Origin of the sequence: Promicromonospora thailandica (assembly GCF_024171955.1) — a bacterium.
In the GTDB taxonomy this organism is placed as follows: Bacteria; Actinomycetota; Actinomycetes; order Actinomycetales; family Cellulomonadaceae; genus Promicromonospora; species Promicromonospora thailandica.
This window is the reverse complement of the sequence record NZ_JAMTCS010000008.1, coordinates 22,604-48,330: the sequence shown is the minus strand read 5'-3', so window position 1 is coordinate 48,330 and position 25,727 is coordinate 22,604. Positions and strand designations below refer to the sequence as shown.

At 75.1% G+C, this 25,727-nt stretch carries 20 protein-coding genes; 10 read left to right on the top strand and 10 right to left on the bottom strand.

The window, feature by feature from the left end:
• The first annotated feature begins 10 nt into the window (after positions 1–10).
• Genes APR03_RS13585 through APR03_RS13565 form a run of 5 tightly spaced genes read left to right on the top strand, consistent with a single transcriptional unit; the run spans position 11 to position 6,735 of the window.
• The gene (locus tag APR03_RS13585; RefSeq protein WP_253836432.1) at positions 11–1,414 is read left to right on the top strand and encodes an ABC transporter substrate-binding protein; all 1,404 of its coding nucleotides are present in this window, start codon (positions 11–13) and stop codon (positions 1,412–1,414) included.
• Positions 1,411–2,331 (top strand): carbohydrate ABC transporter permease, encoded by a 921-nt coding sequence (locus APR03_RS13580; RefSeq protein WP_253836431.1) that lies wholly within the window; start codon positions 1,411–1,413, stop codon positions 2,329–2,331. The genes APR03_RS13585 and APR03_RS13580 overlap by 4 nt, the downstream gene beginning before the upstream one ends.
• Positions 2,328–3,176 carry a carbohydrate ABC transporter permease gene (locus APR03_RS13575; RefSeq protein WP_253836429.1) on the top strand — a complete coding sequence of 283 codons (849 nt, stop codon included), beginning with the start codon at positions 2,328–2,330 and terminating at the stop codon, positions 3,174–3,176. Before APR03_RS13580 ends, APR03_RS13575 begins: the two co-directional genes overlap by 4 nt.
• The gene (locus APR03_RS13570; protein ID WP_253836428.1) at positions 3,173–4,537 is read left to right on the top strand and encodes a Gfo/Idh/MocA family protein; all 1,365 of its coding nucleotides are present in this window, start codon (positions 3,173–3,175) and stop codon (positions 4,535–4,537) included. Before APR03_RS13575 ends, APR03_RS13570 begins: the two co-directional genes overlap by 4 nt.
• Positions 4,507–6,735 (top strand): alpha-N-acetylglucosaminidase, encoded by a 2,229-nt coding sequence (locus APR03_RS13565; RefSeq protein WP_253836426.1) that lies wholly within the window; start codon positions 4,507–4,509, stop codon positions 6,733–6,735. The genes APR03_RS13570 and APR03_RS13565 overlap by 31 nt, the downstream gene beginning before the upstream one ends.
• 4 nt (positions 6,736–6,739) lie before the next feature.
• On the opposite strand, the gene APR03_RS13560 is transcribed toward APR03_RS13565, so the two are convergent.
• The 3 genes from APR03_RS13560 to APR03_RS13550 are packed head-to-tail and all read right to left on the bottom strand — an operon-like array spanning position 6,740 to position 9,827.
• Positions 6,740–8,155, bottom strand: coding sequence for a UTP--glucose-1-phosphate uridylyltransferase (locus APR03_RS13560; RefSeq protein WP_253836425.1), 1,416 nt, complete (start codon positions 8,153–8,155; stop codon positions 6,740–6,742).
• Between the two features lie 9 nt (positions 8,156–8,164).
• Positions 8,165–8,785, bottom strand: coding sequence for an L-threonylcarbamoyladenylate synthase (locus tag APR03_RS13555; RefSeq protein WP_253836424.1), 621 nt, complete (start codon positions 8,783–8,785; stop codon positions 8,165–8,167).
• A gap of 55 nt (positions 8,786–8,840) precedes the next feature.
• Positions 8,841–9,827: a threonine ammonia-lyase gene (locus tag APR03_RS13550; RefSeq protein ID WP_253836423.1), complete on the bottom strand. Its 987-nt coding sequence runs from the start codon at positions 9,825–9,827 to the stop codon at positions 8,841–8,843.
• 95 nt (positions 9,828–9,922) lie between these two features.
• Here APR03_RS13550 and APR03_RS13545 point away from each other — a divergent pair, with 95 nt between their 5' ends.
• Entirely contained in the window at positions 9,923–10,843 is a 921-nt protein-coding gene (locus tag APR03_RS13545) for a LysR family transcriptional regulator (protein WP_253836422.1), read from the top strand.
• Positions 10,844–10,852: 9 nt separating this feature from the next.
• Positions 10,853–11,311: a VTT domain-containing protein gene (locus APR03_RS13540; RefSeq protein ID WP_253836421.1), complete on the top strand. Its 459-nt coding sequence runs from the start codon at positions 10,853–10,855 to the stop codon at positions 11,309–11,311.
• A 9-nt stretch (positions 11,312–11,320) separates the two neighbouring features.
• Here APR03_RS13540 and APR03_RS13535 read toward each other — a convergent pair whose 3' ends face one another.
• Positions 11,321–11,881, bottom strand: coding sequence for a DinB family protein (locus APR03_RS13535; protein ID WP_253836419.1), 561 nt, complete (start codon positions 11,879–11,881; stop codon positions 11,321–11,323).
• Entirely contained in the window at positions 11,878–12,750 is an 873-nt protein-coding gene (locus APR03_RS13530; RefSeq protein WP_253836417.1) for a class I SAM-dependent methyltransferase, read from the bottom strand. Before APR03_RS13530 ends, APR03_RS13535 begins: the two co-directional genes overlap by 4 nt.
• 182 nt (positions 12,751–12,932) lie before the next feature.
• Between APR03_RS13530 and APR03_RS13525 the strand changes: the two genes are divergently transcribed.
• The gene (locus APR03_RS13525) at positions 12,933–13,757 is read left to right on the top strand and encodes a DUF1851 domain-containing protein (RefSeq protein WP_253836415.1); all 825 of its coding nucleotides are present in this window, start codon (positions 12,933–12,935) and stop codon (positions 13,755–13,757) included.
• 1 nt (position 13,758) lies between these two features.
• On the opposite strand, the gene APR03_RS13520 is transcribed toward APR03_RS13525, so the two are convergent.
• The gene (locus tag APR03_RS13520) at positions 13,759–14,670 is read right to left on the bottom strand and encodes a DMT family transporter (RefSeq protein ID WP_253836413.1); all 912 of its coding nucleotides are present in this window, start codon (positions 14,668–14,670) and stop codon (positions 13,759–13,761) included.
• Between the two features lie 306 nt (positions 14,671–14,976).
• Here APR03_RS13520 and APR03_RS13515 point away from each other — a divergent pair, with 306 nt between their 5' ends.
• Positions 14,977–16,956, top strand: a complete 1,980-nt coding sequence (locus APR03_RS13515; protein WP_253836411.1) for an HNH endonuclease signature motif containing protein — start codon at positions 14,977–14,979, stop codon at positions 16,954–16,956.
• A 191-nt stretch (positions 16,957–17,147) separates the two neighbouring features.
• Here the strand turns inward: APR03_RS13515 and APR03_RS13510 are convergent, their stop codons facing one another.
• Complete coding sequence (locus tag APR03_RS13510; RefSeq protein ID WP_253836409.1) at positions 17,148–17,879, bottom strand: pyridoxamine 5'-phosphate oxidase family protein; 732 nt, start codon at positions 17,877–17,879, stop codon at positions 17,148–17,150.
• A gap of 102 nt (positions 17,880–17,981) precedes the next feature.
• On the opposite strand from APR03_RS13510, the gene pdxR reads away from it, so the two are divergent.
• A complete protein-coding gene (gene pdxR / locus APR03_RS13505) occupies positions 17,982–19,322 on the top strand; it encodes a MocR-like pyridoxine biosynthesis transcription factor PdxR (protein ID WP_253836407.1) in 1,341 nt (446 codons plus the stop codon).
• A 7-nt stretch (positions 19,323–19,329) separates the two neighbouring features.
• Here pdxR and APR03_RS13500 read toward each other — a convergent pair whose 3' ends face one another.
• From APR03_RS13500 to APR03_RS13490, 3 genes are read right to left on the bottom strand one after another with little or no spacing between them, the layout of a single operon-like run.
• Entirely contained in the window at positions 19,330–21,171 is a 1,842-nt protein-coding gene (locus APR03_RS13500; protein ID WP_253836405.1) for an ABC transporter ATP-binding protein, read from the bottom strand.
• Complete coding sequence (locus APR03_RS13495; protein WP_372494872.1) at positions 21,168–23,054, bottom strand: ABC transporter ATP-binding protein; 1,887 nt, start codon at positions 23,052–23,054, stop codon at positions 21,168–21,170. The genes APR03_RS13500 and APR03_RS13495 overlap by 4 nt, the downstream gene beginning before the upstream one ends.
• Positions 23,055–23,113: 59 nt before the next feature.
• A complete protein-coding gene (locus tag APR03_RS13490; protein WP_253836401.1) occupies positions 23,114–25,720 on the bottom strand; it encodes a GNAT family N-acetyltransferase in 2,607 nt (868 codons plus the stop codon).
• Positions 25,721–25,727: the final 7 nt, after the last annotated feature.

Sequence of the window (25,727 nt, the reverse complement as noted above, 5' to 3'; positions counted from 1 at the left end):
AGGAGAGCCCATGCACCGCCGCACCCGCTCGTCCGCCGTCGTCGTCGCCCTGCTCGCCGCCCTGCCGACCGCCCTCCTGGCCGCGTGCGGGGCGCCGTCGCAGGAGGAGGAGACCGGCACCCTCACGTTCTGGACGCCGCAGACCACGCCCGAGCGGGTGGCCGCGCAGGAGGCGGTGGCCGCACGGTTCACCGAGCAGACCGGCATCGACGTCGACGTCGTGCCCCTGGCCGCCGCCGACCAGGACCAGGCGCTGGTCACCGGGGCCGCCTCGGGCGAGGTGCCCGACGTCATCCTCGCGGGCGCCTCCCAGGTGACGTCCTGGCAGGCGCAGGGCCTGCTCGACACCGACACCGCGCAGGCCGCCGTCGACACGCTGGACCCCGCGACGTTCAACGAGAACGCGCTCGGCGCCGTCACGGCGCAGGACCCCGACACCGGGGAGAGCACGCTCGCCGCGGTGCCGAGCGACGGGTGGGTGCACCTCATCGCCTACCGCACCGACCTGCTCGACGAGGCAGGCGTGGAGGTGCCCACCACCGTCGAGGAGCTGGCCGACGCCGCGACGACGGTCAAGGACGAGCTCGGCGTCACCGGCATCGCCCTGGGCACCCAGCCCGGCACGGCGTCCGGCACGGAGGGCATCGAGTCGGTCTTCCAGTCCGCGGGGTGCCGGCTCGTGTCCGACGGCGCGGTCACGCTCGACTCGCCCGAGTGCGCCGAGGCGGCCGGGTACTTCAAGGAGCTGCGCGACTCGTCCGTCGCGGGCGACTACGACGTCGAGTCCGCACGCGCCGCCTACCTCGCCGGGGACGCCGCGATGCTCCTGTTCTCGACCCACATCCTCGACGAGCTCGCGAACCTCGACGAGGCCGTGCCGCCCACGTGCGCGCAGTGCGCCGACGACCCGGAGTTCCTCGCCAAGAGCTCCGGCTTCATCACGGTCCTGGAACCGGCCGACGGCGGCGAGCCCGCCCAGTTCGGCGCGACGCTCGCCTACGCCGTCCCCGCGCACGCGCACGCGCAGGAGGCGCGGCAGTACATCGAGTTCGTGCTGAGCGAGGGCTACGCGGACACGCTGGCGGTCGCCACGGAGGGCCGCCTGCCCCTGCGCACCGGCACCCCGGAGAACCCGACCGAGTTCCTCGACGCGTGGGGCGGCCTGGGCTTCGGGCCGAAGGTCCAGTCGTCGGTGGCCGAGGTGTACGGCGACGACCTCGTGACCGCCATGGGCGAGGGCATGACCGCCGTGGCCCGCTGGGGCCAGGGCACGCCCGACGCGACGCTCGCCGGGCTCGTGGCCACGCAGGGCACGCTCGCCCAGCAGCTCGAGCCGTTGTACCGGGGCACCGACCCGGCCGAGGTGACCCGGCAGATGGCGGCCGAGGTGACGGCTCTGCAGCAGGACCAGTGACGAGCGCCCGCACGCGGGAGAACCGGTCCGGGTGGCTGCTCGTCTCGCCGTCGCTGACGGTGGTCGCCCTGGTGGTGCTGCTCCCGTTCGCCCTCGTCGTGGTGTTCGGCTTCTCCGAGGTGCGCCTGGTCGACATCCCGTTCCTCGGCACGGAGCCGATCGAGTGGTCGCTCGACAACTTCCGGCGGGCCGCGGCGTCGCGCGCGTTCTGGGGCGCGCTGTGGACCACGGTGCTGTACGCGGGGCTCACCTCGGCCGGGTCGCTCGCCGTCGGCCTCGTGCTGGCACTGGCGCTCCGCCGCCCCTTCCGGGGGCGCGGCCTGGTGCGCGCGCTGCTGCTGGTGCCCTACGTGCTGCCCGTGGTGGCCGCCGCGACCATCTGGAAGACGCTGCTCAACCCCCAGTACGGCCTCGTCAACGCCTTCGGGCGGGCATACCTGGGCTGGGACACCCCGGTGGGCTTCCTCAGCACCACGTCGGCCGACGTCTGGGGTGTCCCCGTGCCCGTGGCCCTGCTGGTGGTGGTGCTGTTCGACGTCTGGAAGTCGGCGCCGCTCGCGTTCCTGTTCCTCACCGCTCGCCTGCAGTCCGTGCCCGGCGAGATCGAGGAGGCCGCGGCGCTCGACGGCGCGAACCGCCGGCAGATCCTGCGCTTCGTGCTGCTGCCCCAGCTCCGGGCGGTGGCGCTGCTGCTCCTGCTGCTGCGGTTCATCTGGTCGTTCCAGACCTTCGACGACGTCTACCTGCTGACCGAGGGCGCCGGCAGCACGCAGGTCATGGCCATCCAGGTGTACACCGAGCTCGTCACCAAGGCCGACATCGGCAGCGCCGCCGCGTTCGGCCTGCTGATGAGCCTGATCCTGGGCGTGCTCCTGGTGGGGTACGTGCTGTTGTCCCGGAGGGCGGGAGAGTCATGAGCGGTGTCCGACCCACCCGTGCCGCGCGCGCCGGCCGCGCCGTCGTCGTCGCCGTCGCGCTCCTGTGGTCCCTGGGGCCCGTGGCGTACGGCGTGGTCCTGGCCGTACGGCCGTTCGGGGAGGTGACGCGCGACCCGCTCGGCCTCCCGTCGACCCTCGACCTGTCCGCGTTCGCCACGGCCATGCGGGACGAGGCCGACGGCGGGTTCGGGCTCGGCCGGTTCGTGCTCAACTCGCTGGGCGTGGCCCTGGGGACCGTGGTGCTGAGCGTCGCCGTGTGCGTGCTGGGCGCCTACGCCGCCGCCCGCCTCCGCTACCGGGGCAGGGCGCTGACGAACGGCATCATCCTCGCGGTCTACCTGTTTCCCGGGATCGTGCTCGCGGTGCCGAAGTTCGTGATCCTGTCCCGGCTGGGCCTGACCGGCTCGCTGGCGGGGCTGCTCGTCGTGTACGTCGCGGCCACCGTGCCCGTGGCGCTCTACATGATGCGCAACTTCTTCCTGGCGCTGCCGGCCAGCGTGGAGGAGGCCGCGCTCATGGACGGGTGCACCCTCGGGCAGCTGCTGGTGCGGGTGGTGCTGCCGATCGCCGTGCCGGGCGTGGTCGCCACCGCGATCTACGTGTTCATGATCGCCTGGAACGAGTACTTCTACGCCCTGCTGTTCCTGGTGCAGCACCGCGACCTGTGGACCGCCCCGCTCGGCATCGCGCAGCTCGGCGACTTCCAGGTGCCGGTCACGGTGCTGCTGGCGGGCTCGATCGCCGTGACCGTGCCCGTCGTGATCATCTTCTTCCTCGCCCAGCGGTACATCGTGTCGGGCCTGGTGCAGGGAGCCGAACGATGACCTCACCCCTGCGTCTCGCCGTGCTCGGCGCGGGCGGCCGCGGCGCGGACGCCTACGGCCGCTGGGTGCGGGCGCACCCGGACCGGGCCCGCGTCGTCGCCGTCGCCGACCCGCTGCCCGCCCGCCTGGACGCCCTCGCGGGCACGACGGCGGCCCGCTACGCCGACTGGCGGGGTCTGGTGGCCGACGCGCCCCGGCTGCGGCCCGACGCCGTGCTCGTCGCCCTGCCGGACGCCCTGCACGTCGAGGCGGCCACGGCCGTCGCGGAGGCGGGCCTGCCGATGCTGCTGGAGAAGCCCGCCGCGCCGACGCTGCCCGCCCTCACGGGGCTCGCCGCCGTGGTGCGCCGCACCGGCGCCCGGGTCGCCGTCGGCCACGTGCTGCGGTTCGCGCCGTTCTGGCGTGCCGTGCGCGCGGTCGTCGCGTCGGGCGCCCTGGGCGACCTCGCCACCATCGAGGTGCGGGAGAACATCGGGTTCTGGCACTTTGCGCACTCGTACGTGCGGGGCAGCTGGCGCAGCACCGCCGAGTCGAGCCCGATGGTGCTCGCCAAGACGTGCCACGACCTCGACCTGGTCCGGTGGCTCGCCGGTGCGCCACCGGACCAGGTCTCCAGCCAGGGCTCGCTGCTGCACTTCCGCGCCGAGAACGCGCCCGAGGGTGCTCCGGGCCGCTGCACCGACGGCTGCCCCGCCGCGGACCGCTGCCCCTTCTACGCGCCGCGGTACTACGTGGACGCCCTGCGGGACGTCACCGGCCACCCCGTGACGATGCTGGGCGACGATCTCTCCCCCGCCGGCCGCCTCGCCGCCCTGCGCCGGGGCCCGTACGGACGGTGCGTGTACCGGTGCGACAACGACGTGGCGGACCACCAGCAGACCCTGATGACGTTCGCCTCCGGCCTCACCGCGACGCTCACGGCGAGCGCGTTCACCGCGGAGAACACCCGGCACGTCGCGATCACCGGCACGCGCGGGCAGCTGCACGGGCACATGGGGTCGGGCGAGATCGGGGTGGACCTGTACTCGCCCGCGGCGCGGCTGCCCGGCGAGCTCGCGCGGGTGCCGGGTGTCGAGCTCACGGGCTCGGGCGTGGACGGACCCCTGCGGCACCCCTCGTACACGCTCGTCGCCCGGGGCGACACGGTCGCCGCGGACCACCGCGGGCACGCCGGGGGCGACGACGCGCTCATGGACGCGTTCTGCCGCGCCGTGGCCGAGGGCACGGTCGGCACCGGAGAGCTGTCGTTCGCGACGGCGCTGGACAGCCACCTCATGGCGTTCGCCGCCGAGGAGTCACGCACCGGGGCGGGCGTGGTGGACTTCGCCGCGTGGGCGCGCACGGCGCTGGGGGCGGTGTGACGGCGTCCGCACCCGCCGAGGCGCCGTGGGCCGACGCCGTCCGCGGCGTGGCCGCCCGGGCGGGCCTGGACGCCACACGTCTCACGCTCGAGGAGGTCCCGGCCGGCCCCGCTGACCGGGCCCGTGCCGAACTCTGTGCCGGGCACGGCCGCCTCACCGTCCGGGCCACCGACCCGGTCGCGGCGTCCGTCGCGCTCGGCCGGTACACGCGGTCGGCCCTGGGCACCCGGCTGACGTGGCTGCGGCCGCGGGTGGACGCACGGCCCGGACCGCTGCCCGACGCGCCCCGCACGGTCGTCTCCTCGCCGCACGCCGTTCGGTACCACCTCAACGTCGTGACCTTCGGCTACACGACGCCGTTCTGGGACTGGGACCGCTGGGAGCGGGAGATCGACTGGATGGCGCTGCACGGCGTCACGCACCCCCTCGTGCTCGTGGCGCACGAGGCCGTGCTCGCCGAGACCTTCCGGCGGGCGGGCCTGCCCGCCGCCGAGGCGGCCGTCTGGATCGGCGGCGCGGCCCACTTCCCGTGGACCTTCATGGGCGGCATGCACTCCTTCGGCGGCCCGCTGCCCGCGCGCTGGGCACAGCGGCGTACCGCGCTCGCGCGGCGGATCCTGGCGCGGCTGCGGGAGCTCGGCATGACCGCCGTGCTGCCGGGGTTCGGCGGGCACGTGCCGCCGTCCCTCGCGGGTCCCGGGCCCGTCGACGAGATCGAGTGGCAGGGCTGGCGCATCCCCCTGCTGCGCCCCGGGTCCGGGCGTGCGCGCGAGCTGCAGTCGATCTTCGGGCGGGTGCAGCGCGAGCTGCTGGGGCCGGGCACGGGGTACTACGCCGTGGACCCGTACATCGAGTCGGTGCCGCCGTCGGGCGACCCGGCGTACCTGCGGGACGCGGGCCGGGGCACCTACGAGGCGCTGGCCGCCGCGGCCCGGGCGGCGGACGAGCCCGACCCCGTGTGGGTGCTGCAGGGCTGGCCCTTCCACTACCAGGGCGCCTTCTGGACGCCGGACCGGGTCGCCGCCTACCTCGCGGACGTGCCCGCCGACCGCACGCTCGTGCTGGACCTCTGGGGCGAGCACGTACCGCTGCACGCGGCGCTGCTCGCCGACGGCGCCCCGCTCGCCGGCCGCCCCTGGGTCTGGTGCGCGCTGCACAACTTCGGCGGGCGCCCGGCCCTGTTCGGCGACCTGGCGGGTCTCGTCCGGGACGTGCGCGCGCTGCCCGACGGCGTGCCGCACCTGCGCGGCGTCGGCCTGGCCCCCGAGGCCGTCGAGAACAACGAGGTCTTCTACGAGCTCGCCACGGACCTCGCGTGGGACGACGGTCCGCACTCCCCCGCCGACCTCGACGCCTGGCTCCGGGACTTCGTGCTCACCCGCTACGGGCTGTCCGGTGACGCGTCCTCGGGACCGGCGCAGGTGGCGCTGTGCGCTTGGCACACTATTTCTTCGACGCTCTACGGTGCCGGACGCACCCGTTCCGTGCCCACGCCCGTCATCGCCCGGCCGTGGGCGGCGGGCCTGCCCTTCCCGGCCCAGCGCAGCGCCGGCGAGGCCGTAGGACCCCAGCCGCCCACGCCGTCGTCGAACGTGGACGCCGAGAACGACCCCGCCGTCGCCGCGGCCCTCCCCCGCCTCGCGGAGGCGGCGCGCGCGCTCGGGTCGCTCCGGGACCACGTGGCCGGGGGCGCCGCCGACGTCCTGGACGCCGACCTCGCCGAGCTCACGGGGCACGTGCTGGCGCAGGGCACCCGCACGCACGTGCGCGGCATCCTGGCGGCGGCCCGCGCGGGCGACCCGGACGGCGTCCGCGCGCACATGACCCGGCTGCGCACCGACCTGCTCACGCTCGACACGCTGGCCGCCGAGCGGCCCGCGACCCGGGTGGAGACGTGGATCGACGCCGCCCGGTCCTGGGGCGGGACGCCGGACGAGCGGGACGCCCTGGAACGCGAGGCGCGCAGCCTGGTCAGCGTGTGGGGCGGCCAGCACAACGGCCTGCACGACTACGCCGGACGCCACTGGCACGGCCTGGTGCGCGACCTCTACCTGCCGCGCTGGCAGGCGTGGGCCGACTGGCTGGCCGACGCCGCGGCCGCCGGGCCGGTGCCGCCCGACACCGACCCGACGGCGCTGCGCGAGCGGATCGTCGCGATCGAGGAGGCGTGGCGGGGCGCCACGCGGGTCGAGCCCTGACCCGTCAGAAGCCCTCGGCGCCGATCGTCGCGCCGTCCGGCACCGTGCCGCCCTCGCCGCTCAGCGTTGCCTTGCCCTCGGCACGCACGCCCGACCCGAACGTCCAGTCGCCCCGGACGGTGAGCGAGTCGGCGTCCCGCAGGGAGGGCGCACCGGCCGCGAAGCGGCGCGTGAAGCCGTCGATCAGCTTGTAGTGGTCCTTGTCGAGGTCGACGAGCGGCGCGGGCGCCTGCGCCTCGAGCCGGTAGTCGGCCGTGAGGTCGTAGACGTCGGAGCGCAGCACGAGCAGGTCGTTCGTGGTCTTGACCGGCAGGAACCGGGACCGCTCCACCTCGATCGCGGTGGCACCCTCGAAGACGGCGACGGCGGCGCCCATCGCGGACTCGATCTGGACCACGGCGGGCGAGGCCGGGTCGGCGGGGTCGACCGTCTTGTCGTTGCGGATCAGCGGCAGCTCCAGCACGCCGCCGGTGCGCTCGAGCTCGGCCGCGAGCGCCTCGAGGTCGAACCAGAGGTTGTTGGTGTGGAAGAAGGGGTGGCGGGTGGCGTCGAGGGACGCGGCGACGTCGTCGGGGTGGGTCTGGGCGGTCTCGCGCTGCACGATGCGGCCGTCGGCCTTGCGGACCACGAGCTGGCCGCCCTTGACGTCCGCGGGGGTCTTGCGGCAGAGCTCGGCGGCGTAGGGGGCGCCGGACGCGGCGAACCAGCCGGCGATGGTCGCGTCCGGGGTGGCGCCGAGGTTGTCGGAGTTGGAGACGCACATGTAGCGGAAGCCTGCCTCCAGGAGGGCCACGACGACGCCGGACGAGTGCAGCGCCGGGTAGAGGTCGCCGTGCCCGGGCGGGCACCACTCGAGGTCCGGGTCCTGCTCCCAGGTGACGGGGGTGAGGTCGTCGGCCAGGAGCTTGGGCTCGCGGTTCTGGAGGAAGTCGACCGGCAGGCCGTCCACGGCGATGTCGGGGTAGCGCTCCAGCGCCGCGAGCGAGTCGTCACGGGTGCGGAAGGAGTTCATGAACAGCAGCGGGAGGCGGGCGCCGGTGGCCTGCCGCGCGGCGCGCACCTGGCCCACGATGATGTCGAGGAAGGTGAGCACCTCGGTGCCGTCGGGCGCCTCGCGCACCGGGAGGAGGGACTTGGCCTGGTCCATGCCCATGGAGGTGCCGAGACCGCCGTTGAGCTTGAGCATCGCGGTGCGGCCCAGGGCGTCGGCCGCGTCGGCGTCGCTGATCCTCAGGTCAGCCCGGTTCGGGATGTCGACGAGGGGGTCGACGTCGTCCTCGCGGATCAGGCCGGTCTCGCCCGCCTGGAGCAGGTGGTAGAACCGCGTGAACGTCTCGACGGCGGCGGGTGCCACGCCTGCCTCGGTCATCTTGGTGCGGGCCTGCTCGAGCCCGGTGGGGTCGGTCGTGGGTGAGGGCATGCGGCTAGGTTATTCGAAGCGGGCCGGGTCGCCCGCCCCGACGCGGACCACCTGTGGATAACCGTCCGACCAGTCGACGACGGTCGTGGCCTCGGTGCCGGCGTCGCCGCCGTCGACCACGGCGTCGAGCACGTGGTCGAGCTCCTCCTTGATGGTCCACCCGTCCGTCATGGGCTCGGTCGCGCCGGGCAAGATGAGCGTGGAGGACAGGAGCGGCTCGCCGAGCTCGCGCAGCAGCGCCTGGGCCACGGCGGAGTCCGGGATGCGCACGCCGACCGTCTTCTTCTTGGGGTGCGCGAGGCGGCGGGGCACCTCGGAGGTGGCCGGGAGGATGAACGTGTAGGCGCCCGGCGTGGCCGCCTTGATGGCCCGGAACGCGGAGTTGTCCAGCTTCACGAGCTGGCCGAGCTGCGCGAAGTCGGAGCAGACCAGCGTGAAGTGGTGCTTGTCGTCGAGCCGCCGGATGCCGCGGATGCGGTCGGCGCCGTCGTGGTACTCCATGCGGCAGCCGAGCGCGTACGAGGAGTCCGTCGGGTAGGCGATGAGCGCGTCGTCGCGCAGCATGGCGACCACCTGGCCGACCGTGCGGGGCTGGGGGTCCACGGGATGGACGTCGAAGTAGCGGGCCATGCGGACGAGCCTAGCCGGGGGTCCCGGCCGGCGCGTGCCGGTCAGCGGGTGCTGGTCAGGTGCCGGTCAGGGCGTCGCGCAGCTCCGCGGCGCCCGCGTTGCCGCCGGTGCAGACGACGCCGACGCGCCGCCCCGCGAACCGGTCGGGGTCGGCGAGGACGGCGGCGAGGGCGGCCGCGCCCGCGCCCTCGGCGACCGTGCGGGCGCCGGTGAGGTAGAGGCGCTGGGCGGCGGCGATCTGCTCGTCGGTGACGAGCACGAAGTCGGCGAGGTGGGCGCGCATGATCTCCTGCGTGACCTCGAACCCGGTGCCGACGGCGAGGCCCTCGGCCCGGGTCCGGTTCGGTCGTTCGACGAGGTGGCCGGTGTGCCACGAGTCGTGGGCGGCCGGCGAGCCGGCGGACTGCACCCCGATCACCTCGGTGCCGGGCGCGACGGCCGCGGCCACGAGGCCGGCCGCCGCGGCGCCGGACCCGCCGCCGACCGGGACGACGAGCACGTCGAGGCCCGGTGCCTGCTGGAACAGCTCGAGGTACAGGGTGCCGACGCCCGCGATGATGTCGGGCTCGTTCGCGGCGCCCACGAGGCGCGCCCCCGACTCCCCCGCGAGCGCCGTCGCGCGGGTGCGGGCGTCGTCGAACGTGGCGCCGTGGAGCATGACGTCGGCGCCCAGGTCGAGCACGGCGCGCAGCTTGAGCGGGTTGGGGTCGTCGGGCATCACGATGGTGCAGGCGGTGCCGGTGAGGCGGGCGGCGTAGGCGATGCCCTGGGCGTGGTTGCCGGTGGAGTAGGCGACGACGCCGCGGGCGCGCTCGGCGGGGGTCATCGACAGCAGGAGGTTGGTGGCGCCGCGGGCCTTGAACGCGCCGGTGCGCTGCTGGTTCTCGTGCTTGACGACGACGGTGGTTCCGGTGGCGCGCGCGAGCTCGGCGTACTCCCCCACGGGCGTGCGGACGACCGTGCCGTCGAGGCGGGCCTGTGCGGCGAGGACGTCGGCGATGGTGGGGAGGGCGGGGGCGAACGCCGGAGCAGTCGGGTTCATGGTTCCAGCGTGACCCGCACATGACCCATAGGTCCAATACGCGTTACGAAGACTTTCTATCGATGCTGCCTATCTTTCTGGGCTAGCCTGGGTCCATGACCGCAGAGCTCGACCTCACCCGGCTGCGGGTCCTGGCGGCGGTGGCCCGCACCGGTTCCGTCACGGCCGCGGCGAAGGAGCTGCACTACGCGCAGCCGTCGGTGAGCCATCACCTGTCCCGCCTGGAGGCCGACGCCGGGATCCCGCTGCTCCAGCGGCACGGCCGCGGCGTCCGCCTCACGGAGGCCGGACGGCTGCTGGCGAACCGCGCCGAGGAGATCCTGGGCCGCGTGGAGGGTGCGCGGCGCGAGCTGGACGCGCTCGCGGGGCTGCGCGCGGGCCGGGCGCGGCTCGCGGCCTTCCCGTCCGCGCTGGCCACGCTCGTGCCGGACGCCGTGGCCCGCCTGGTGCAGGAGCACCCCGGGCTGTCGGTGGGGCTCGTGGAGCACGAGCCGCCGGACGCCGTGGCCGCGCTGCAGTCGGGCGCGGTCGACGTGGCGCTCGTGTTCGAGCACATGGACGTGCGCCACGCGCGCACCATGGACGACCTGTCGCGGTTCGAGTCGACCACGATCCTCGACGACCCCGTGAACCTGGTGACGGCGGCCGACCTGGACGCCGCCCCGGGCCCCGGGTTCGTGCCGGACCTGCGGGCGCTCGACGACGAGGAGTGGATCGCGGGCTGCGAGCGCTGCCGGGCCGATCTCGTCGCACGCTGCGCCGCAGTCGGCTTCGCCCCGCGCATCGCGTTCGAGACGGACGACTACGTGGCGGTCCAGGCGCTGGTCGCCGCCGGTGCGGGCGTGAGCCTGCTGCCCGGCCTGACGCTGCGCGCGCACCGGCACCCGGGTATCGCGACCGCGCCCCTGCCCGGTGCGCTGCGCCGGGTCATGGCGCTCACGGTGGGGCCCCCGGCGCCGCCGGCCGAGGCGCTGATCCGGCAGCTGGTCGCCGCGGGCGCCGACGTGGCCGCCTGACGCCGTCTCGTGCTCCTGGTCTCGACGTTCCTCTACTCCGCTGCCGCGGCGGTCGCGGCGTTCCTCGCGCTCGAGGGGTACCTGGCGATCGCCGCGGCGGACGGGACGTATCCCAGCGCGGTCCTGGCCGCCGTGGCCGCCGTCGGCCAGGTGCTGGGCAAGCTGGTCTGGTACTGGGCCGGCGCGGGGACCACGCGCCTGCCCTGGCTGCGCCGCAAGCTCGACTCGCCCCGCGTCGACGCCGCGATGGCCCGCTGGCGCGACCGCACCGACGGCCGCCCGGTCTACACGGGCGCGGTGCTGCTGGCGAGCGCGTTCGCGGGCGTGCCGCCGTTCATGGTGATGTCGGTGGTGGCCGGCGTGCTGCGGGTGCGGATGTGGCTGTTCCTGGGCACGGGCCTCGTGGGGCGGTTCCTGCGGTTCTGGCTGGTGCTGGAGGCCGCCGGGTACGCGTGGTTCCTGCTCTGAGGCCGGTGCCTACAGGTCGGTCGCGCCGTCGAGCGCCTCGCGCAGCAGGTCGGCGTGGCCCGCGTGGCGCGAGTACTCCTCGACCATGTGCACCAGGATCCAGCGCAGGGAGATCGGCCCCTGACGGCCGGGACGGGCCGTGAGCCGGTCCAGGGCGTCCTCCTGCCGGTCCGCGGACTGGGCCAGCACCTCGTCGAGGATGCGCTCGGAGGCGGCCACCGCGGCGTCGAACCGGGCCGTCAGCTCCTGCGGCGTCTCGGTGAGCGCGCTGTTCCAGTCCCAGTCCACGTCGGCGTCCCAGTCCACCGTGTCCCACGGCGGTGCGGGCTCGTTGCCGAGCAGGCGCACCGAGAACCAGACGTCCTCGACGTACGCGAGGTGCTTGAGCAGGCCGGCGAGCGTCATGGTCGAGGGCGGGTGCGGCGTGCGCAGCTGGTGCGCCGTCAGCCCCTCGCACTGGCGCAGGATCGTGGCCCGGTAGTGGTTGACGAAGGTGCGCAGCATCGTCACCTCGTCGGCGACGAGCGGCGGGTCGGCCCGGGGGACGCGGCTGGTCTCGGGTGTGGTCATGGCGTGACCGTACCGTCGGTGTCCTCCGGGACCGCGCTGTCGCGGACCGTCCCCAGGGCCAGGACGTGCTGGCTCATGTCGGTCACACCCGGGGTGGTCGACAGGGCCCGGGCGATCGTCAGCGCGGCCTCGGCGAGCTCGGGCGCGCGCGGGTCGTCGCCCGGCACGCGCTCCAGCGCGCCACCCGCCGGACCCTCGACGCCGTGCACGACGACGTCGGCCAGGCCCGCGTCGGTTGCCTCCTGGGCGAGCTCGGACGCGTCGTGGAAGTGCCCGCTCGGGAACCGCATCTCCGGCGGCACCCCCTGGGTGAGCATCGCGTACCACGCCGACGGCGGGAACAGCTCGTAACCACGCCCGACCAGACCGCCCAGCCGCGTGATCGCCGCCGCGGCGACCGTGCCGCCGGGACGGGTCACGCGCACCGCCTCACGCAGCGCGCGCAGCCGGTCCTCCCGCCGGGCGAGGTGGTACAGCGGCCCGAGCAGGAGCACCGCGTCGAACGAGTCGTCGGCCAGGCCCAGTGCCGCCAGGTCGCGGGCGTCCCCGACCCGGGCCTCGAACGTGCCGTGCTCGGCCGCGCGCGCCACCTGGCTCGGCACGGGGTCGACCAGCAGCACGTCGTAGCCGTCCTCGGCCAGCGGCGCGGCGTGCACGCCGGTGGCGCCGCCGACGTCGAGCACCCGGGCCCCCGGCGCGAGCCGCGCACGCACGAGCTCCTGCGTGCGGGTGTGCTCGACGCGGCCCTGCGCCCAGAGCGTCGTCAGCCGGGCGTGCTCGTCCCAGCCGGTGCGGCCCGAGTAGTACTCCTGGACGCGCTCGTCCAGCCGCTCCTGGTCCGGCTCCGCGACGCGTTCGTGCTGATCCATGGCGCGACCGTAACGACGCCGCCGGGCGGGCGGCCACCTGTTTCCGGAGCGCCCGCTCGCGTCCGGCATGCTGCCCGTCGTGTTACAGGGAGGAAAACCTTTCCCTTTTTCACCCGAGCCGAATCGTTACGTGCCCGGTACGCCTCTTTTGCTCCGAGTGTGACCATGGCAACATTCGCAGGGTGCACCTGATCCGAGAATTCACGCCCGACGCCTACGAGTTCGCGCTGTCGTCCTGGTCGTGGATAGGGATCGGGGACAAGACCCCGCGCTTCGCCTCCTGCTTCGGCGACATGTTCCTCGAGTCGATCGACGGCTGGTGGTTCCTCGACACCGTCGAGGGCACGCTCGAACGCCGCTGGAACACGCTCGACGCCATGTTCTCCGAGCTCGAGGAGCCGGACGGGCGCGCCGAGTACCTGCTCGAGGAGACGCTGAGCACCGCCCTGGCCCAGGGCCTGCGGCTCGGCGACGACGAGGTCTTCGCCTTCCTCCCGCCACCCGCCGTGACGGGCACCATGTCCGTGGACTCCCTGGCGCCGCTGCGGTTCGCCATCGCGGCCAACCTGGCCGGCCGGATCCACGGGGAGCTCAACGGTGTGCAGCCGGACGCGGGCGCCTCGGCGCTCTTCGCGGCCCAGAACGCCGCCGTGCACGCCGCCGCGTCGTTCGACACGCCCAACCCGCCCACCGACCGGTGGCAGCCGGCCGCGCAGCACGTGAGCACCGGGGCGTACCCGGCCTACCGGCCGGAGCCCGGATACGCGGCGGCGCACGCGGCGGCTCACCACGCGGCGCCCGCGGCCGACGGGTACGCGCAGACCGGGTACGGATCGGCCGGGTACGCGGCGGGTCACGACTACGTGGACAGCTCCCACCTCGACTCCGGCCAGTTCAGCCAGTACATCGCCGACCAGTACAACACCGGCCAGGTGGCCGCCGTCGACCGGGCGCCCGCCCCGCTGCCGCAGCAGCCGCAGCAGGGCGGGCGCTGGTCGTTCGCCTGAGCTACGCGCCGGGCTCGTCGAGCCCGGCCACCGCGGTGAGGATCAGCACCGAGCCGATCACGCCCGCGAGACCCAGCCGCTCCCCGAGCACCACGGCGGCCGCGACCGCAGCGGTGACCGGTTCCAGCAGCGTCGCCACCACCGCCGCGCCGCTGCGCGTGGTACGCAGGCCCGTGTAGAACAGCCCGTAGGCCAGGGCCATCGTGAACAGGCCGAGGTAGCCGAGCGTCCCGAGCGCGACGGGGTCGCTCGTCACGAACGGTCCGCCGCCCACGAGCGCGACGGGCACCAGGCCGACGGCGCCGGCCGTGGTGGCCACGGTGGTCAGGGCCAGCGGGTCGGCGTCGGCCGACGTGAGCACGGTGCTGCCGAGCGCCGTCGTCGCCGCGTAGACGCAGCCGCAGGCGACGGCGAGCAGCAGGCCGACGACGGGTCGCGTGCCGACGGCTGCGCCGGAGCCCGAGGCCGCGCTCACGAGCACGAGGCCGGACAGCGCCGCACCGAGCACCAGCGCCAGGCGGAGCGTGCCGCGGGTGACCGTCCGGTGCCGTGCGCGGACCAGGTCGACGACAGCGAGCAGCACGGGGGCCAGGCCCAGGCTGACGACGGTCGCGACGGTGACCCCCGCCGTCGTGACCGATCCGAAGTAGAGCGCCTGGTAGGCGGCCGTGCCGAGCCCGACGGCGACCGAGCGCCCCGGGTACGCGCGCACCAGCGCGAGGAGCCGCGGACCTCGGCGCAGCACCACGGACGCCACCAGCAGGGCGAGGGCCGCGACGAGCATGCGGTAGGCGCTGACCATGAGGACGGACAGCGGCGAGTGGTCGCGCAAGATCTCCAGCGCGAGGCCGCCGGTGCCCCACAGGACTCCGGCGAGGCAGACGAGCAGCAGCCCGGTTCGGGTGGATGACATGTGTGCTCCTGGCCAGGCCGTGGCCTGGCGTGTTCCGAGTTCTCCCGGGTTCTCCGGGACGGTCGTGGTCACGGAGCACGCCTGGACGCCGGCCCACCGGGGCCGGTCGTGGTACCGCTCCGGTCAGGCGGCCGGAGGGGGAAGGACGGAACGGTGCGGAGTCACGGACGGGATGCTAGCAGCGGGCTCCGACAGACCCGGCGGGGTTGTCCACAGATTCGGATTCCGGGCTGCAGAGGTGACTGATCGAACGTATATTCGAGGGTGTCAGGGTTGTTGAGCGACATGGGTGCAAGGAGGGGTCGGATGGGTGCGAGTATGGAGATCGGCAGGATGTGCAGCCTCGTCGAGGACACCCTCGGGGACGGAACCCGGGCGACCGGGGGCGCGTCGCTGACGACGCTGCTGAGCTGGGGCATCTGCCGCGACCGGCGCGAGGGTGCTCTGCCGACCGCGGTGTTGACCTGGACCGGCGGTCACACCCGACCCGAGGCGACTGGCACCGCCGGGCCGGAAGCCGACACGCCGGACGCCGACGGCTCGGACGCCGGGCCGGGTCTGGACGCCGCGGCGGGCTTGGACGGGCACCCGGTCGGGGCGGGTCTGGTGCGCCTTCTCGAGGCCTTGCCGATCGCCGACCTGGACGACGCGGTCCTGCTGGACGCCGCCGCCCGCTGGCAGGAAGTGATCTCCTGGGCCACCGCGATGCAGTCAGCCGCGACCGCACAGATCGCCCGACGCCGGTCCTGGACCCGCGAGCACAACGCCGCCACCAGCGAGATCAGCGCCCGCCTCCGCATCCCCCAGACCGAGGCCACCAAGCTTCTGGCCCGCGGCACCGCCCTGACCACCCACCCGCAGGTCCTGCACGCACTGCACCACGCCCACATCGACACCGCCAAGGCCGACATCCTCCTGCACGCCGGCAACCCCCCCACCGTCTCCGAACGCGACCAGGCCATCACCCGCTACCTGCCCCAGGCCCCCGACCACACCCGCCGCTGGCTACGCGAGAAGATGAACGCCCACGCCACCGCCCTGCACGGCACCACCGCCGTGGTCAAGCACGCCCACACCCGCCGCGCGGTCTACCACGACCCCGCCGCCAACCACATGACCTGGATCAGCGCCCACCTTCCCGCCACCGACGCCGCCGCCCTGTGGGACACCATCGACCAGGCCGCCCACACCCTGACCCGCACCCCCGGCACCACCCGCACCCTGGCCCAGGCCCGCGCCGACGCCCTGGTCGCCATCACCACCGGCCGCCTCATCGTCCCGCCCCACCCCCAGTGCACCCCCGACAACGCAGACACCCCAGGCAGCACGGGCAGCACCAGCAGCACGGGCGCCAGCGTGGGTGAGCGACTTCCGCGCACGACCGTGCCGGCGACCGGGTGCACCTGCGGCGGCTGCACCTGCGGAGCCACCACCGTCCACGTCATCCCCGCCCGGCCCCAGATCCGCATCACCCTGCCCGCCACCACCCTGCTCGGCCTGGACGACACCCCGGCCCACCTGGACCACCACGGACCCATCCCCGCCGACACAGCCACCCGCATCGCCACCGACGCCACCTGGCAACGCCTGCTCACCGACCCCACCACCGGCATCCTGACCGACTACTCGACCCACACCTACCAACCCGGTACCACCCTGCGCCGAGCCGTCACCGCCCGCGACGCCACTTGCACCTTTCCCCAGTGCGAGCGCCCCGCCCGCTGGGCCGACCTGGACCACATCGACCCCTACGACCACCACCACGACCCCGACGCCACACCCGCGGCGCCCGGGCAGACCCGCGCCACCAACCTGCAAGCCCTGTGTCGAACGCACCACCTGGCCAAGACGCACGGCGGCTGGGACGTCCACCGCGACTCCGACACCGGGATCACCACCTGGACCGCACCCACCGGCCACACCTACACCCGGCCACCCCACCGACCCGACCACACCGACACCGTCCCCGACACCGTCCCCGACACCGACGAGCACGGCACCGACGACACCAGCGCCGGCATCGCCATGGGCGCTGGCAGCGGCATGGGCGCCGGCAGCGGCATGGGCGCCGGCAGCGGCAGCATCCCGACGCACGACCCCGCCGCACGCCGTGCGACCAGCCCCGCGCCACACCCCAGCGACGACATCACCAGCCTCGCCGACGACATCCGGCACCAGCTCGGCCGGACCGGCCCCCGCCAAGCCCGGCCCCGCGACCCCGCACGCCGGCCCGCCCCCTCACCCATCCCCGGCATGCCCCGCGCCTCCGACGAACCACCCTTCTGATCACGAAGCCCTTGCCCCCCACGCCGGACGCACAGCTCTCGGCCACGCCATCACCGCACCGCAGCAGTCCCGGCCGGGAGTCGTGAGACGGGGATCCCGTACGGGCCGACGCCGAGAACCTGCACGCCGCGCTCGACGCCTCCCTCGCCACCTGGCTCGACCTGCTGCGGGCCCGCGCCCGAGGCCGGCGCCTAACCCGCCTCAGGGGTGGACGTGGACATGGACGCCGGCAGACCGAGCTGCGCCGCGCGCCGCAGCACCGCCGGGGACACCGGTTCGGCCACGTAGTCCTCCGTCAGGGGCGCGGACGCGACCCGGCGCAGCGGGATGACGCCGGCCCAGCCGGCCAGCTCGAGGTCGCCCGGCTCGAGGGTCGCTCCCCCGGTGCGCTGCTTCATCGACGCCTCGGCGAGCGGCAGCGCCACCACGACCGTGGCCGCGAGCTCCTTGCGCGTCGCGGCCGGGAGGTCCGCGGACCGGCCCGGCACCATGTGGTCGACGATCAGGTCCAGCGCCCGGCGTCGCTCCTCGGGCTCCGTGACGCGGCGCGGCCGACCGATCACCACCGCGGAACGGTAGTTCATCGAGTGGTGGAAGCCCGTGCGCGCCAGCACGAGGCCGTCGAGCTCGGTGACGGTCACGCAGACGTCCTGCTCCAGGGCCGGGGCGAGCCAGCCCGCCGCCACCGACCCGTGCAGGTACAGGGTGCCGCCGGCGTCCGGGCCGTCGGGGTCCACGCCGAAGGCCGTCGGCAGCACCACGGGATGGGCACCGGCGACGACGCCCAGGTGCGCCACGAGGGCGTCCGACAGCAGCGCCATGAGGCGCGCCCGGTCGTCGACCTGGCGCGTCCTGCCACGCGTCGGGGTGGTACGGGCAGTGGGCGAGAGCGGTGCGGTGCGCGACAGCGGTGCAGTGGTCATGAACGCTAGCCTGGCCCCGATGTGGCCCCCCGGCACGGGCCATTTCCGGCCCGTCCGAACAGGCCACTCGCGACACGCACCAGCACACAGCACGGAGACCGCATGCTCCCCGTCCGCCTCGACCGGACCCGCCCCGAACCCCTCCCGGCCCAGCTCGCCGCCGCCGTGCGCGGCCTGGTCACCGACGGCACGCTCTCCACCGGCGACCGCCTGCCCTCCAGCCGCGCCCTGGCGGCCGACCTGCACGTGGCGCGCGCCGTCGTCGAGCAGGCGTACGACCAGCTCCTGGCCGAGGCCTGGGTGGAGACGCGGCGCGGCTCGGGCACGTTCGTCGCCTCGGGCGAGGTGCTGCCCGTGGCGCCCGCCGCGCCTCGGCCCGCGACACGCACGCAGCGCTACGTGCGGCTCGACGCCGGCACCCCGTGGATCGACCCGCGCCACCTGCCGGGCTGGCGGCGGGCGTGGCGCGAGGTGTCCGTGGCGCGGGCGCCGCGCGGCTACCCGGACGCGCTCGGCCTGCCCGAGCTGCGCGAGGCGCTGGCCGAGCGCCTCGCCCGCACCCGGGGCCTGTCCGTCGAGCCCGACGAGATCCTGGTGACGGCGGGCACCACGGACGGGCTGCGTCAGCTCCTGGGCGTGCTCGGCACCGGTGACGTGCTGGTCGAGGACCCGGGGTACCGCGCAGCCGTCGAGACGGTCCGGGCGGTGGGCCGCGGCGTCGTCGACCACCCCGCCGTCGCGCCGGTCACGGACCTGACCGGGTGCGTGGCCGCGTACGTCACGCCCGCCCACCAGCACCCGCTGGGCCGGGTCATGCCGGCGGCCGACCGGCTGTCGCTGCTGGGCGCGGCGCGCGCGGCGGACGCCGTCGTGCTGGAGGACGACTACGACTCGGAGTTCCGCTACGACGTGGCCCCCGTGCCCGCGCTGGCGGCCCTCGACCGGTCCCGCGTGGCCTACCTCGGCACGGCGGCCAAGTCGGTGGGCCCGGGCCTGCGCCTCGGCTGGCTGGTCGCACCGCCGGAGCTCCACGACCGCCTCCTGCGGCGGCGCGTCGTCACGCACGACACGCCGCCGTGGCCCACGCAGCGCGCGCTGCTCACGCTGCTGCGGGACGGCTGGGTCGACAGGGTGGTCCGCACGGCCCGCCGGGTCTACGCGTCCCGGGCGCCGCGCGTCGCCGCCGCGCTCGGACCGCACGCGGAGCTCGCCGGCCCTCTGGCCGGGATGTACTCGACCTGGCTCACGCGGCCGGACGCCGCCCGCGCGGCGCGGGACGCCGCTCGCGCCGCGGGGTTCGACCTGCCCGTCCTGGCCGACTACTGCCGGACGGCGCGGCTGTCCGGCCTGGTCGTGGGGTTCGGCGGCGTGACCGACGCCGAGCTCGACCACGCGCTGAGCGTGCTCGCGGGCTCGCTCGGAAGGCACCTCGGCGGGCGCTGAGCGCGGCTCACACCAGCGAGTCCCGCCACGCCGCGTGCAGCCGCGCGTACCGCCCCTCGCCCGCGACGAGCTCCTCGGGCGTGCCGTCCTCGACGACGCGCCCGTGCTCCATGACGAGCACCCGGTCGGCGATCGCCACGGTCGAGAGCCGGTGCGCGATGATGATCGCGGTCCGGTCGGCGAGCAGGGTCTGCAGGCCGCGCTGCACGAGCCGCTCCCCCGGCATGTCGAGCGACGACGTGGCCTCGTCGAGCACGAGCACCGCCGGGTCGGCGAGGAACGCGCGCGCGAACGACAGCAGCTGCCGCTGCCCCGCGGACACGCGCCCGCCGCGCTTGTTCACATCGGTGTCGTACCCGTCGGGCATCTCCAGGACGAACTCGTGCGCGCCCACGGCACGCGCGGCCGCCTCGATCTCGGCCTGCGTCGCGTCCGGGCGGCCGAGCGCGATGTTCTCGCGCACCGACCCGCTGAACAGGTAGGCCTCCTGCGTGACCATGACGACGGCGCGGCGCAGGTCCGCCGACGCCAGGTCGCGCACGTCGACGCCGTCCAGCCGCACCGCGCCGGCCGACGCGTCGTAGAACCGCGTGACCAGCTTGGCCACCGTCGACTTGCCCGCGCCCGTGGTGCCGACCACGGCGACGGTCTGGCCCGCGGGGATCGTGAGGTCCAGGTCGGGCAGCACCACCGGGCCGTCGCCGTACTGGAACCGCACGTGGTCGAGCCGCAGCTCGCCCCGGGCCCGGCCGCCCGGCAGCGGCAGCGGCCGGGCGGGTTCGACGACGGTGGGCTCCTCCGCGAGCAGGCCGGAGACCTTCTCCAGCGCGGCGGTGGCCGACTGGAACGCGTTGTAGAACATGCCGAGCTGCTGCACGGGCTGGAAGAACCGCTTGCAGTACAGCAGCACGGCCGCGAGCACGCCCACCTCGAGCGCGCCGTCGAGCACCCGCCAGCCGCCGACGGCGAGCGCCGCGACGACCGTGAGGTTGCCGATGAGGATGAGGCCGGGCTGGAAGCGGCCGTTGACGCCGAAGATCTGCAGGTTGGCGTCGCGGTAGTCCTCGCCGAGCCGCCCGTACTCGGCCTCGGTGGTGGGCTGGCGGCGGAACGCCTGGACGGCGCGCATGCCGGTCATGGTCTCGACGAACTTGACGATGAGCCGGGCCGACGCGGTGCGCTGCTCGCGGTAGTACCGCTGGGACATGCGCTGGAACCAGCGGGTGAGCAGCCAGGCGGGGACGAAGGCGACGGCGAGCACGACGCCGGAGCGCCAGTCGAGCAGGGCGAGGCCGGCGAAGGTGAACACCATGAGCAGCAGCGAGGAGACGACGCCGGTGAGGCCGCCGTCGAGCAGCTCGCGCAGGGCCTCCAGGTCGGAGGTCTGCCGGGAGATGATGCGGCCCGAGGTGTAGGACTCGTGGAACTCGAGGGAGAGCCGCTGGGTCTGGCGGAAGACGCGGCGGCGCAGGTCGAGCAGCACGGCCTGGGCGATGCGGGCGGCGGCGCGCACGTAGGCGCCCGCGGCGACGCCCCCGAGCACGGCGGCGGCGAGGTAGCCGGCGCCGGTGAGCGCGAGCGGGGTGCCGGACCCGTCGGCCAGGGCCGGGACCGCGCGGTCGATGGCGACGGCGACGAGCCACGGCCCGGCGACCTGGCCGAGCGTGGAGGCGACCACGAGCAGCGCGGCCCAGGCCAGGGCCTTCGTGTGGGGGCGCAGGAGGTCGCCGAGCAGGCGCATCGAGCGGCGACGGACGGCGCGGGAGGCCTCCTTGCCGAGCAGGGTGGCGTCGTCCGTGGCCGCGTCGGTGGGCCGGTGGCGGGTGGGCTGGTCGGTGGTGGCCGTCATGACAGCGCCTCCTGTGAGGTGGGGCTGGGGGTGGGCTCGGAGGTGAGGCTGGAGATGATGTGGCGGTAGTGCGGGTCGCTCGCGAGGAGCTCCTGGTGCGTGCCGACGGCGGTGACGCGGCCGTCCTGGAGCACGGCGACGCGGTCGGCCAGAGCCACGGTGGAGGGCCGGTGGGCGATGACCAGGGTGGTGGTGGCCGCCAGGACGTCGCGCAGGCGTGCGGTGACGGCCTCCTCGGTGGTGACGTCGAGCGCGGACAGGGGGTCGTCGAGCACCAGCACGCGGGGGCGGGCGGCGATGGCGCGGGCGAGGGCGAGGCGCTGCCGCTGCCCGCCGGACAGCGACATGCCCTCCTCGCCGATGCGGGTGTCGGCGCCGTCCGGGAGGTCGGCGACGAAGTGCGCCTGGGCGATCTCGAGGGACTCGGCGAGCAGGGTCTCGCGCTCGGCGTCCGGCAGGTCGTCGGACACCCCGAGCAGCACGTTGTCCCGCACGGAGGCGGAGAACAGCGTGGGGTCCTCGAAGGCGACGGCGACGCGTTCGCGCACCTGCGTGCGGGTCAGGTCGCGCACGTCGACGCCGTCGACCTCGACGCGCCCCACGGTGACGTCGAACAGGCGGGGCGCGAGCATCGCGAGGGTCGACTTGCCGGAGCCGGTGAGGCCGACGAGGGCCGTGGTGGTACCGGGCGGGAGCTCGAGGTCGACGTGCCGGAGCACGGGGCGCGCGGCGTCGTCGTACCGGAAGGTGACGTCGCGGAAGGCGACGTGCCCGCCCGTGGCGCCGCCCCGGCCGGGGGTCACGGGTTCGGGGCGGGCGGGCCGCTCCGGGTCGGTGAGGGGGTTGACGGTGTCCATGACCTCGAAGAACCGGTCGACGGCGGTGCGCGCGTTGAGCGTCATCGACAGGGTCATGCCGAGGTCCACCACGGGGCCGTTGATGACGGCGGTGGTGGTGAAGAAGGCCACCAGGGCGCCGAGCGTCATGTCGCCCTGGGCGACGAGGTAGGCGCCCACGACGAGCGCGACGGCCTGGGTGACCTCGGGGATGACGCGCAGCGCGGTGGTGAGGCCCGCGTCGGTGGTGGCCTTGCGGATCTCGGTCTCGCGCAGCTCGGCGGCCTGCTCGGTGAACTGGTCGAGCGCGTCGGGGCCGCGGCCGAAGGCCTTGAGCACGCGGATGCCGTGCACGGACTCCTCGACGGTGGTGGCGAGGTCGCCGGACTGGTCCTGGGACAGGCGCGAGATCTTGCGGTACCGGCGGGAGAACCGGAAGGCCAGCACGGTCACCGGGATCGCGCCGCACAGGAAGATGATCCCGAGCCAGCCGCCGGTGGCCACGAGCAGGCCGACGCCGACGACGATGGTCACGATGCTGACCACGAGCTGGATGATGCCGAAGACGAGCCAGCGGCGCAGCAGGCCGAGGTCGCCCATGATGCGGGACAGGAGCTGCCCGCCGGGCCAGCGGTCGTGGAAGGAGACCGGCAGGTCCTGCAGGTGGCGGAACAGGGACATGCGCATCGCGGCCTCGACGCGCGTTCCCGGGAACATCACGAGGGTGCGGCGCAGCAGGATCAGGCCGGCCTCCCCCGCGCCGAGCACGGCGACGAGGGCGACCGACCAGGCCAGGCCGGACCAGTCGTGGTCCCGCGCCCCTGCGGTGAGGGGGCCGTCGGTGACCCACTGCAGCACGCGCGGGATGGCGAGCGCCATGAGGCTGGCGCCCAGCGAGGCCGCCAGCCCGGCCGCGAGCCGCGGCAGCGCGGTGCGGACGTAGGGATGCAGGCGGCGGACGGAGGCGAAGGTGGAGAGTTCGCTCCGGGGCTCAGAGGAAGGTTCGGATCGATTCGAGCGTTCGTCTGTGGGAGGCATCACTCCCATTATCCGCGTGGGCGCAAGATGTTAGTTTCGGTAAGCACCTACCGGTGCGGTGACCTGCGTCACACGCCCGCGCCGTAGGCCTCCTCGCGCGTGAGGTACGCCAGGCGCGCCACCTTGGGTCCCTGCGCCGACTCGAACGAGACCTCCCCGCCCACCGTGAAGCCGAGCGCGGCCATGCGGCGCACCGCCCGCTCGTTGCGGGCGTCGGGCTCCGCGACGAGCCGCCGCGTGCCCGGCCCGGCGAACAGGAAGTCGCGCAGGGCCGGCCCGAGCACCGTCCACGCGTCCCGCGGCGCGCCGTGCCGCGCCGTCGGGCCGCGCCCGCCGAGGAAGAGGTGCATGCCCAGGTCGCCGGGCGCCACGTCGTAGGCGGCGGCCACGGGGTCGTGCTCGGGGTGGTAGGCCTGCACGAGCAGCACGGGCTCGTCGTCCCAGCGCAGCAGGTAGGCGTGGTGCGTGGGCAGCGACTCGACGTAGGCGTACGTGTCGCGCACCTCGTCGCGCGTGTGCTCGCCCATGCCCCAGAAGGCCGCCCGCGGCTGCGTGAACCACCCGTGCAGCAGGCCGGCGTCGGCGTCCGGGTCGAGCACGTGGGCGGTCACGGCACCGTGCGCGCCGAAGTCGCCGCGCCACACCTGGGCACCCCGGATCCCGTTGAGCAGGCGCCGGGTCGTGTCCTGCGGGTACAGGCGCGCCGGATCGTCCAGGTCGGTCACCACGGGCACCGTGCCGGCGGCGGCCCACGTGGCGTGCTGGTCGTCGAAGTGGGGGCCGCCGGGGCGTCCGCCGGACCCGAACGGCACACCCCACCGGCTGCGCGACCGGTCGGACAGGTCCCACACGTACCGGGCCACCGACCCGCGGTAGACCGTGGTCGCCAGGCCGGGCGAGCCGCCCGTGCAGCGCACCGACTCGTTGTTGCCCGAGACCGGGGCCGGACGCACCGCCGCGGCGTACGGGGCCGCGAGCGCGGGCACCGGGGCCGTCGGCGCGACGACGTGGAGGTCGCCCCAGACCGGCCGGTCGTCCGGCACACCGGCCAGCGCCCCGGCAGCCTCGGTCGCGCCGTCGATCCCGAGCCAGTCGGCGGCGAGGAGGCCGGCCAGGCCCGCGCCGACCGCCGTCGGCACGTCGAACACGCTGCCGAGCAGGGGCTCCAGCGCCGGGTCCAGCCCGTGCGGGGCGTGCAGCGGCGCGAGGGCCGGGTGGGCGGCGAGCCGCTGCGTCAGGGCGTGCCGCCAGCGCATGTACAGGGCGGCGTCGGCGGAGGCCGCGTCGACGTGCGCGCCCGCCGCCACCCAGGCGCGCAGGCGGACGGCGGCCGCGGACGGGTCGCCCCCCAGGTGCGCGACGAGGCCGGCCGCGCCGAGGTCGCGCGTGTCGCCGTGGATGCGGGCCTGCGTGGCGGGCGACTCCGGTGCGGTGGCGGCGGCCAGGAGCTGCCGGATCCGCTCGGCCCGGTGCGGCACGTAGGACCAGCCGAGGTCGTGCGCCTCCCGGTCCGGCCGCAGGTCGCGCGGACCGGCGCCGGGCCGCCCGTCCTGCCCGGCGGGCGCCTGGGTCGTGGGCCGCTCGTTCGCGTCGACGGCGGCCTGCGTCACCCGCACGGGGTCCGGGAGGCGGACCCAGCCGTCGGCGGGCCGGGCCGCGGGCAGCGCGCGGTCGGCCGCGGCGGGCACCCGGCCCGCGGTCAGGCTGAGCACCTCCCCCGTGTCGTCCGCGGTCAGCACCCGGTTGACCGGGTCGACCCAGCCGGCGAAGGCGTCGGCCACGTCGCGCGCGGTGCGGGCGTGCAGCAGGGTGCGCCAGGCGGCCACGCCGACGTCGGACAGCTCGCGCGCCGGCCAGCTCAGACGCCAGGCGCCCGGGTCGGCGGCGTCCGCGCCGTCCGCGACCACCTCCACGTGGTGCGCGGCGGCGTTGGTGATACCCCAGGCGACCGACCCGGCCGGCGAGACGGCGTGCGCGAAGTGCGGCACGCCGGGCACGCCAGGGAAGGCCAGGCCGGCCACGTCGAACGACCCGGCCGGGTCGGTGCACACGAGCCGCACCTGCTGGTACGGCCCCGGCAGCTCCAGCGTGCGGTGCGGGTCGCCCGCCACGAGCGGGCTGCCCGAGACCGTGCGGTCGCCGTGCACGGCCCACGCGTTGGAGCCGGACCCGGCCTCGGCGTCGAACAGGTGCAGCACCCGCTCCGGCGGCACGCCGGGCACACGCAGGTGCCGGGCCACGTGCGCCCGCCACAGCACCTGGGGGAACCCGTTGAACAGCACGTGCACGGCCAGGAACACGCCGACCGGCGTCCAGGGCTCCCACGGCCGGTGGGGCACGTCCGCCAGCTCGGGCACGTCCCGGCCGCCGGCGAGCAGGCCGGCGTTCACGCCGTCGGCGTAGGCGGCCAGCCAGGCACGCTCGGCCGGGCCGGCGGCGTCGTGGATCGCGCGGGCCGTCGCGGCGAGGCGCTCGCGCGCCGCGAACCGGTCCCAGGCGGCCCCGGTCTCGCCGGCCAGCTCCGCGAACCGCTCCTCGGACCGCATCCGGTCGGCCTCGACCTGCAGCCCCCGGTCCTGCGCGGTCACCCAGCCCTGGCCGTAGGCCACCGCGGCCTCCGACGCCGCCCGCACGTGCGGGATGCCGAGCTCGTCACGGAACAGGTCGAAGTCCACGGGCGAC

What these genes read in the sequence shown, in the direction of transcription:
- APR03_RS13585 (WP_253836432.1), top strand. Translation starts at nt 11, where the DNA reads ATGCACCGCCGCACCCGCTCGTCCGCCGTCGTCGTCGCCCTGCTCGCC.
- APR03_RS13575 (WP_253836429.1), top strand. Translation starts at nt 2,328, where the DNA reads ATGAGCGGTGTCCGACCCACCCGTGCCGCGCGCGCCGGCCGCGCCGTC.
- APR03_RS13570 (WP_253836428.1), top strand. Translation starts at nt 3,173, where the DNA reads ATGACCTCACCCCTGCGTCTCGCCGTGCTCGGCGCGGGCGGCCGCGGC.
- APR03_RS13560 (WP_253836425.1), bottom strand. Translation starts at nt 8,155, where the DNA reads ATGCCCTCACCCACGACCGACCCCACCGGGCTCGAGCAGGCCCGCACC.
- APR03_RS13555 (WP_253836424.1), bottom strand. Translation starts at nt 8,785, where the DNA reads ATGGCCCGCTACTTCGACGTCCATCCCGTGGACCCCCAGCCCCGCACG.
- APR03_RS13550 (WP_253836423.1), bottom strand. Translation starts at nt 9,827, where the DNA reads ATGAACCCGACTGCTCCGGCGTTCGCCCCCGCCCTCCCCACCATCGCC.
- APR03_RS13545 (WP_253836422.1), top strand. Translation starts at nt 9,923, where the DNA reads ATGACCGCAGAGCTCGACCTCACCCGGCTGCGGGTCCTGGCGGCGGTG.
- APR03_RS13535 (WP_253836419.1), bottom strand. Translation starts at nt 11,881, where the DNA reads ATGACCACACCCGAGACCAGCCGCGTCCCCCGGGCCGACCCGCCGCTC.
- APR03_RS13530 (WP_253836417.1), bottom strand. Translation starts at nt 12,750, where the DNA reads ATGGATCAGCACGAACGCGTCGCGGAGCCGGACCAGGAGCGGCTGGAC.
- APR03_RS13520 (WP_253836413.1), bottom strand. Translation starts at nt 14,670, where the DNA reads ATGTCATCCACCCGAACCGGGCTGCTGCTCGTCTGCCTCGCCGGAGTC.
- APR03_RS13515 (WP_253836411.1), top strand. Translation starts at nt 14,977, where the DNA reads ATGGGTGCGAGTATGGAGATCGGCAGGATGTGCAGCCTCGTCGAGGAC.
- APR03_RS13510 (WP_253836409.1), bottom strand. Translation starts at nt 17,879, where the DNA reads ATGACCACTGCACCGCTGTCGCGCACCGCACCGCTCTCGCCCACTGCC.
- pdxR (WP_253836407.1), top strand. Translation starts at nt 17,982, where the DNA reads ATGCTCCCCGTCCGCCTCGACCGGACCCGCCCCGAACCCCTCCCGGCC.
- APR03_RS13500 (WP_253836405.1), bottom strand. Translation starts at nt 21,171, where the DNA reads ATGACGGCCACCACCGACCAGCCCACCCGCCACCGGCCCACCGACGCG.
- APR03_RS13495 (WP_372494872.1), bottom strand. Translation starts at nt 23,054, where the DNA reads ATGGGAGTGATGCCTCCCACAGACGAACGCTCGAATCGATCCGAACCT.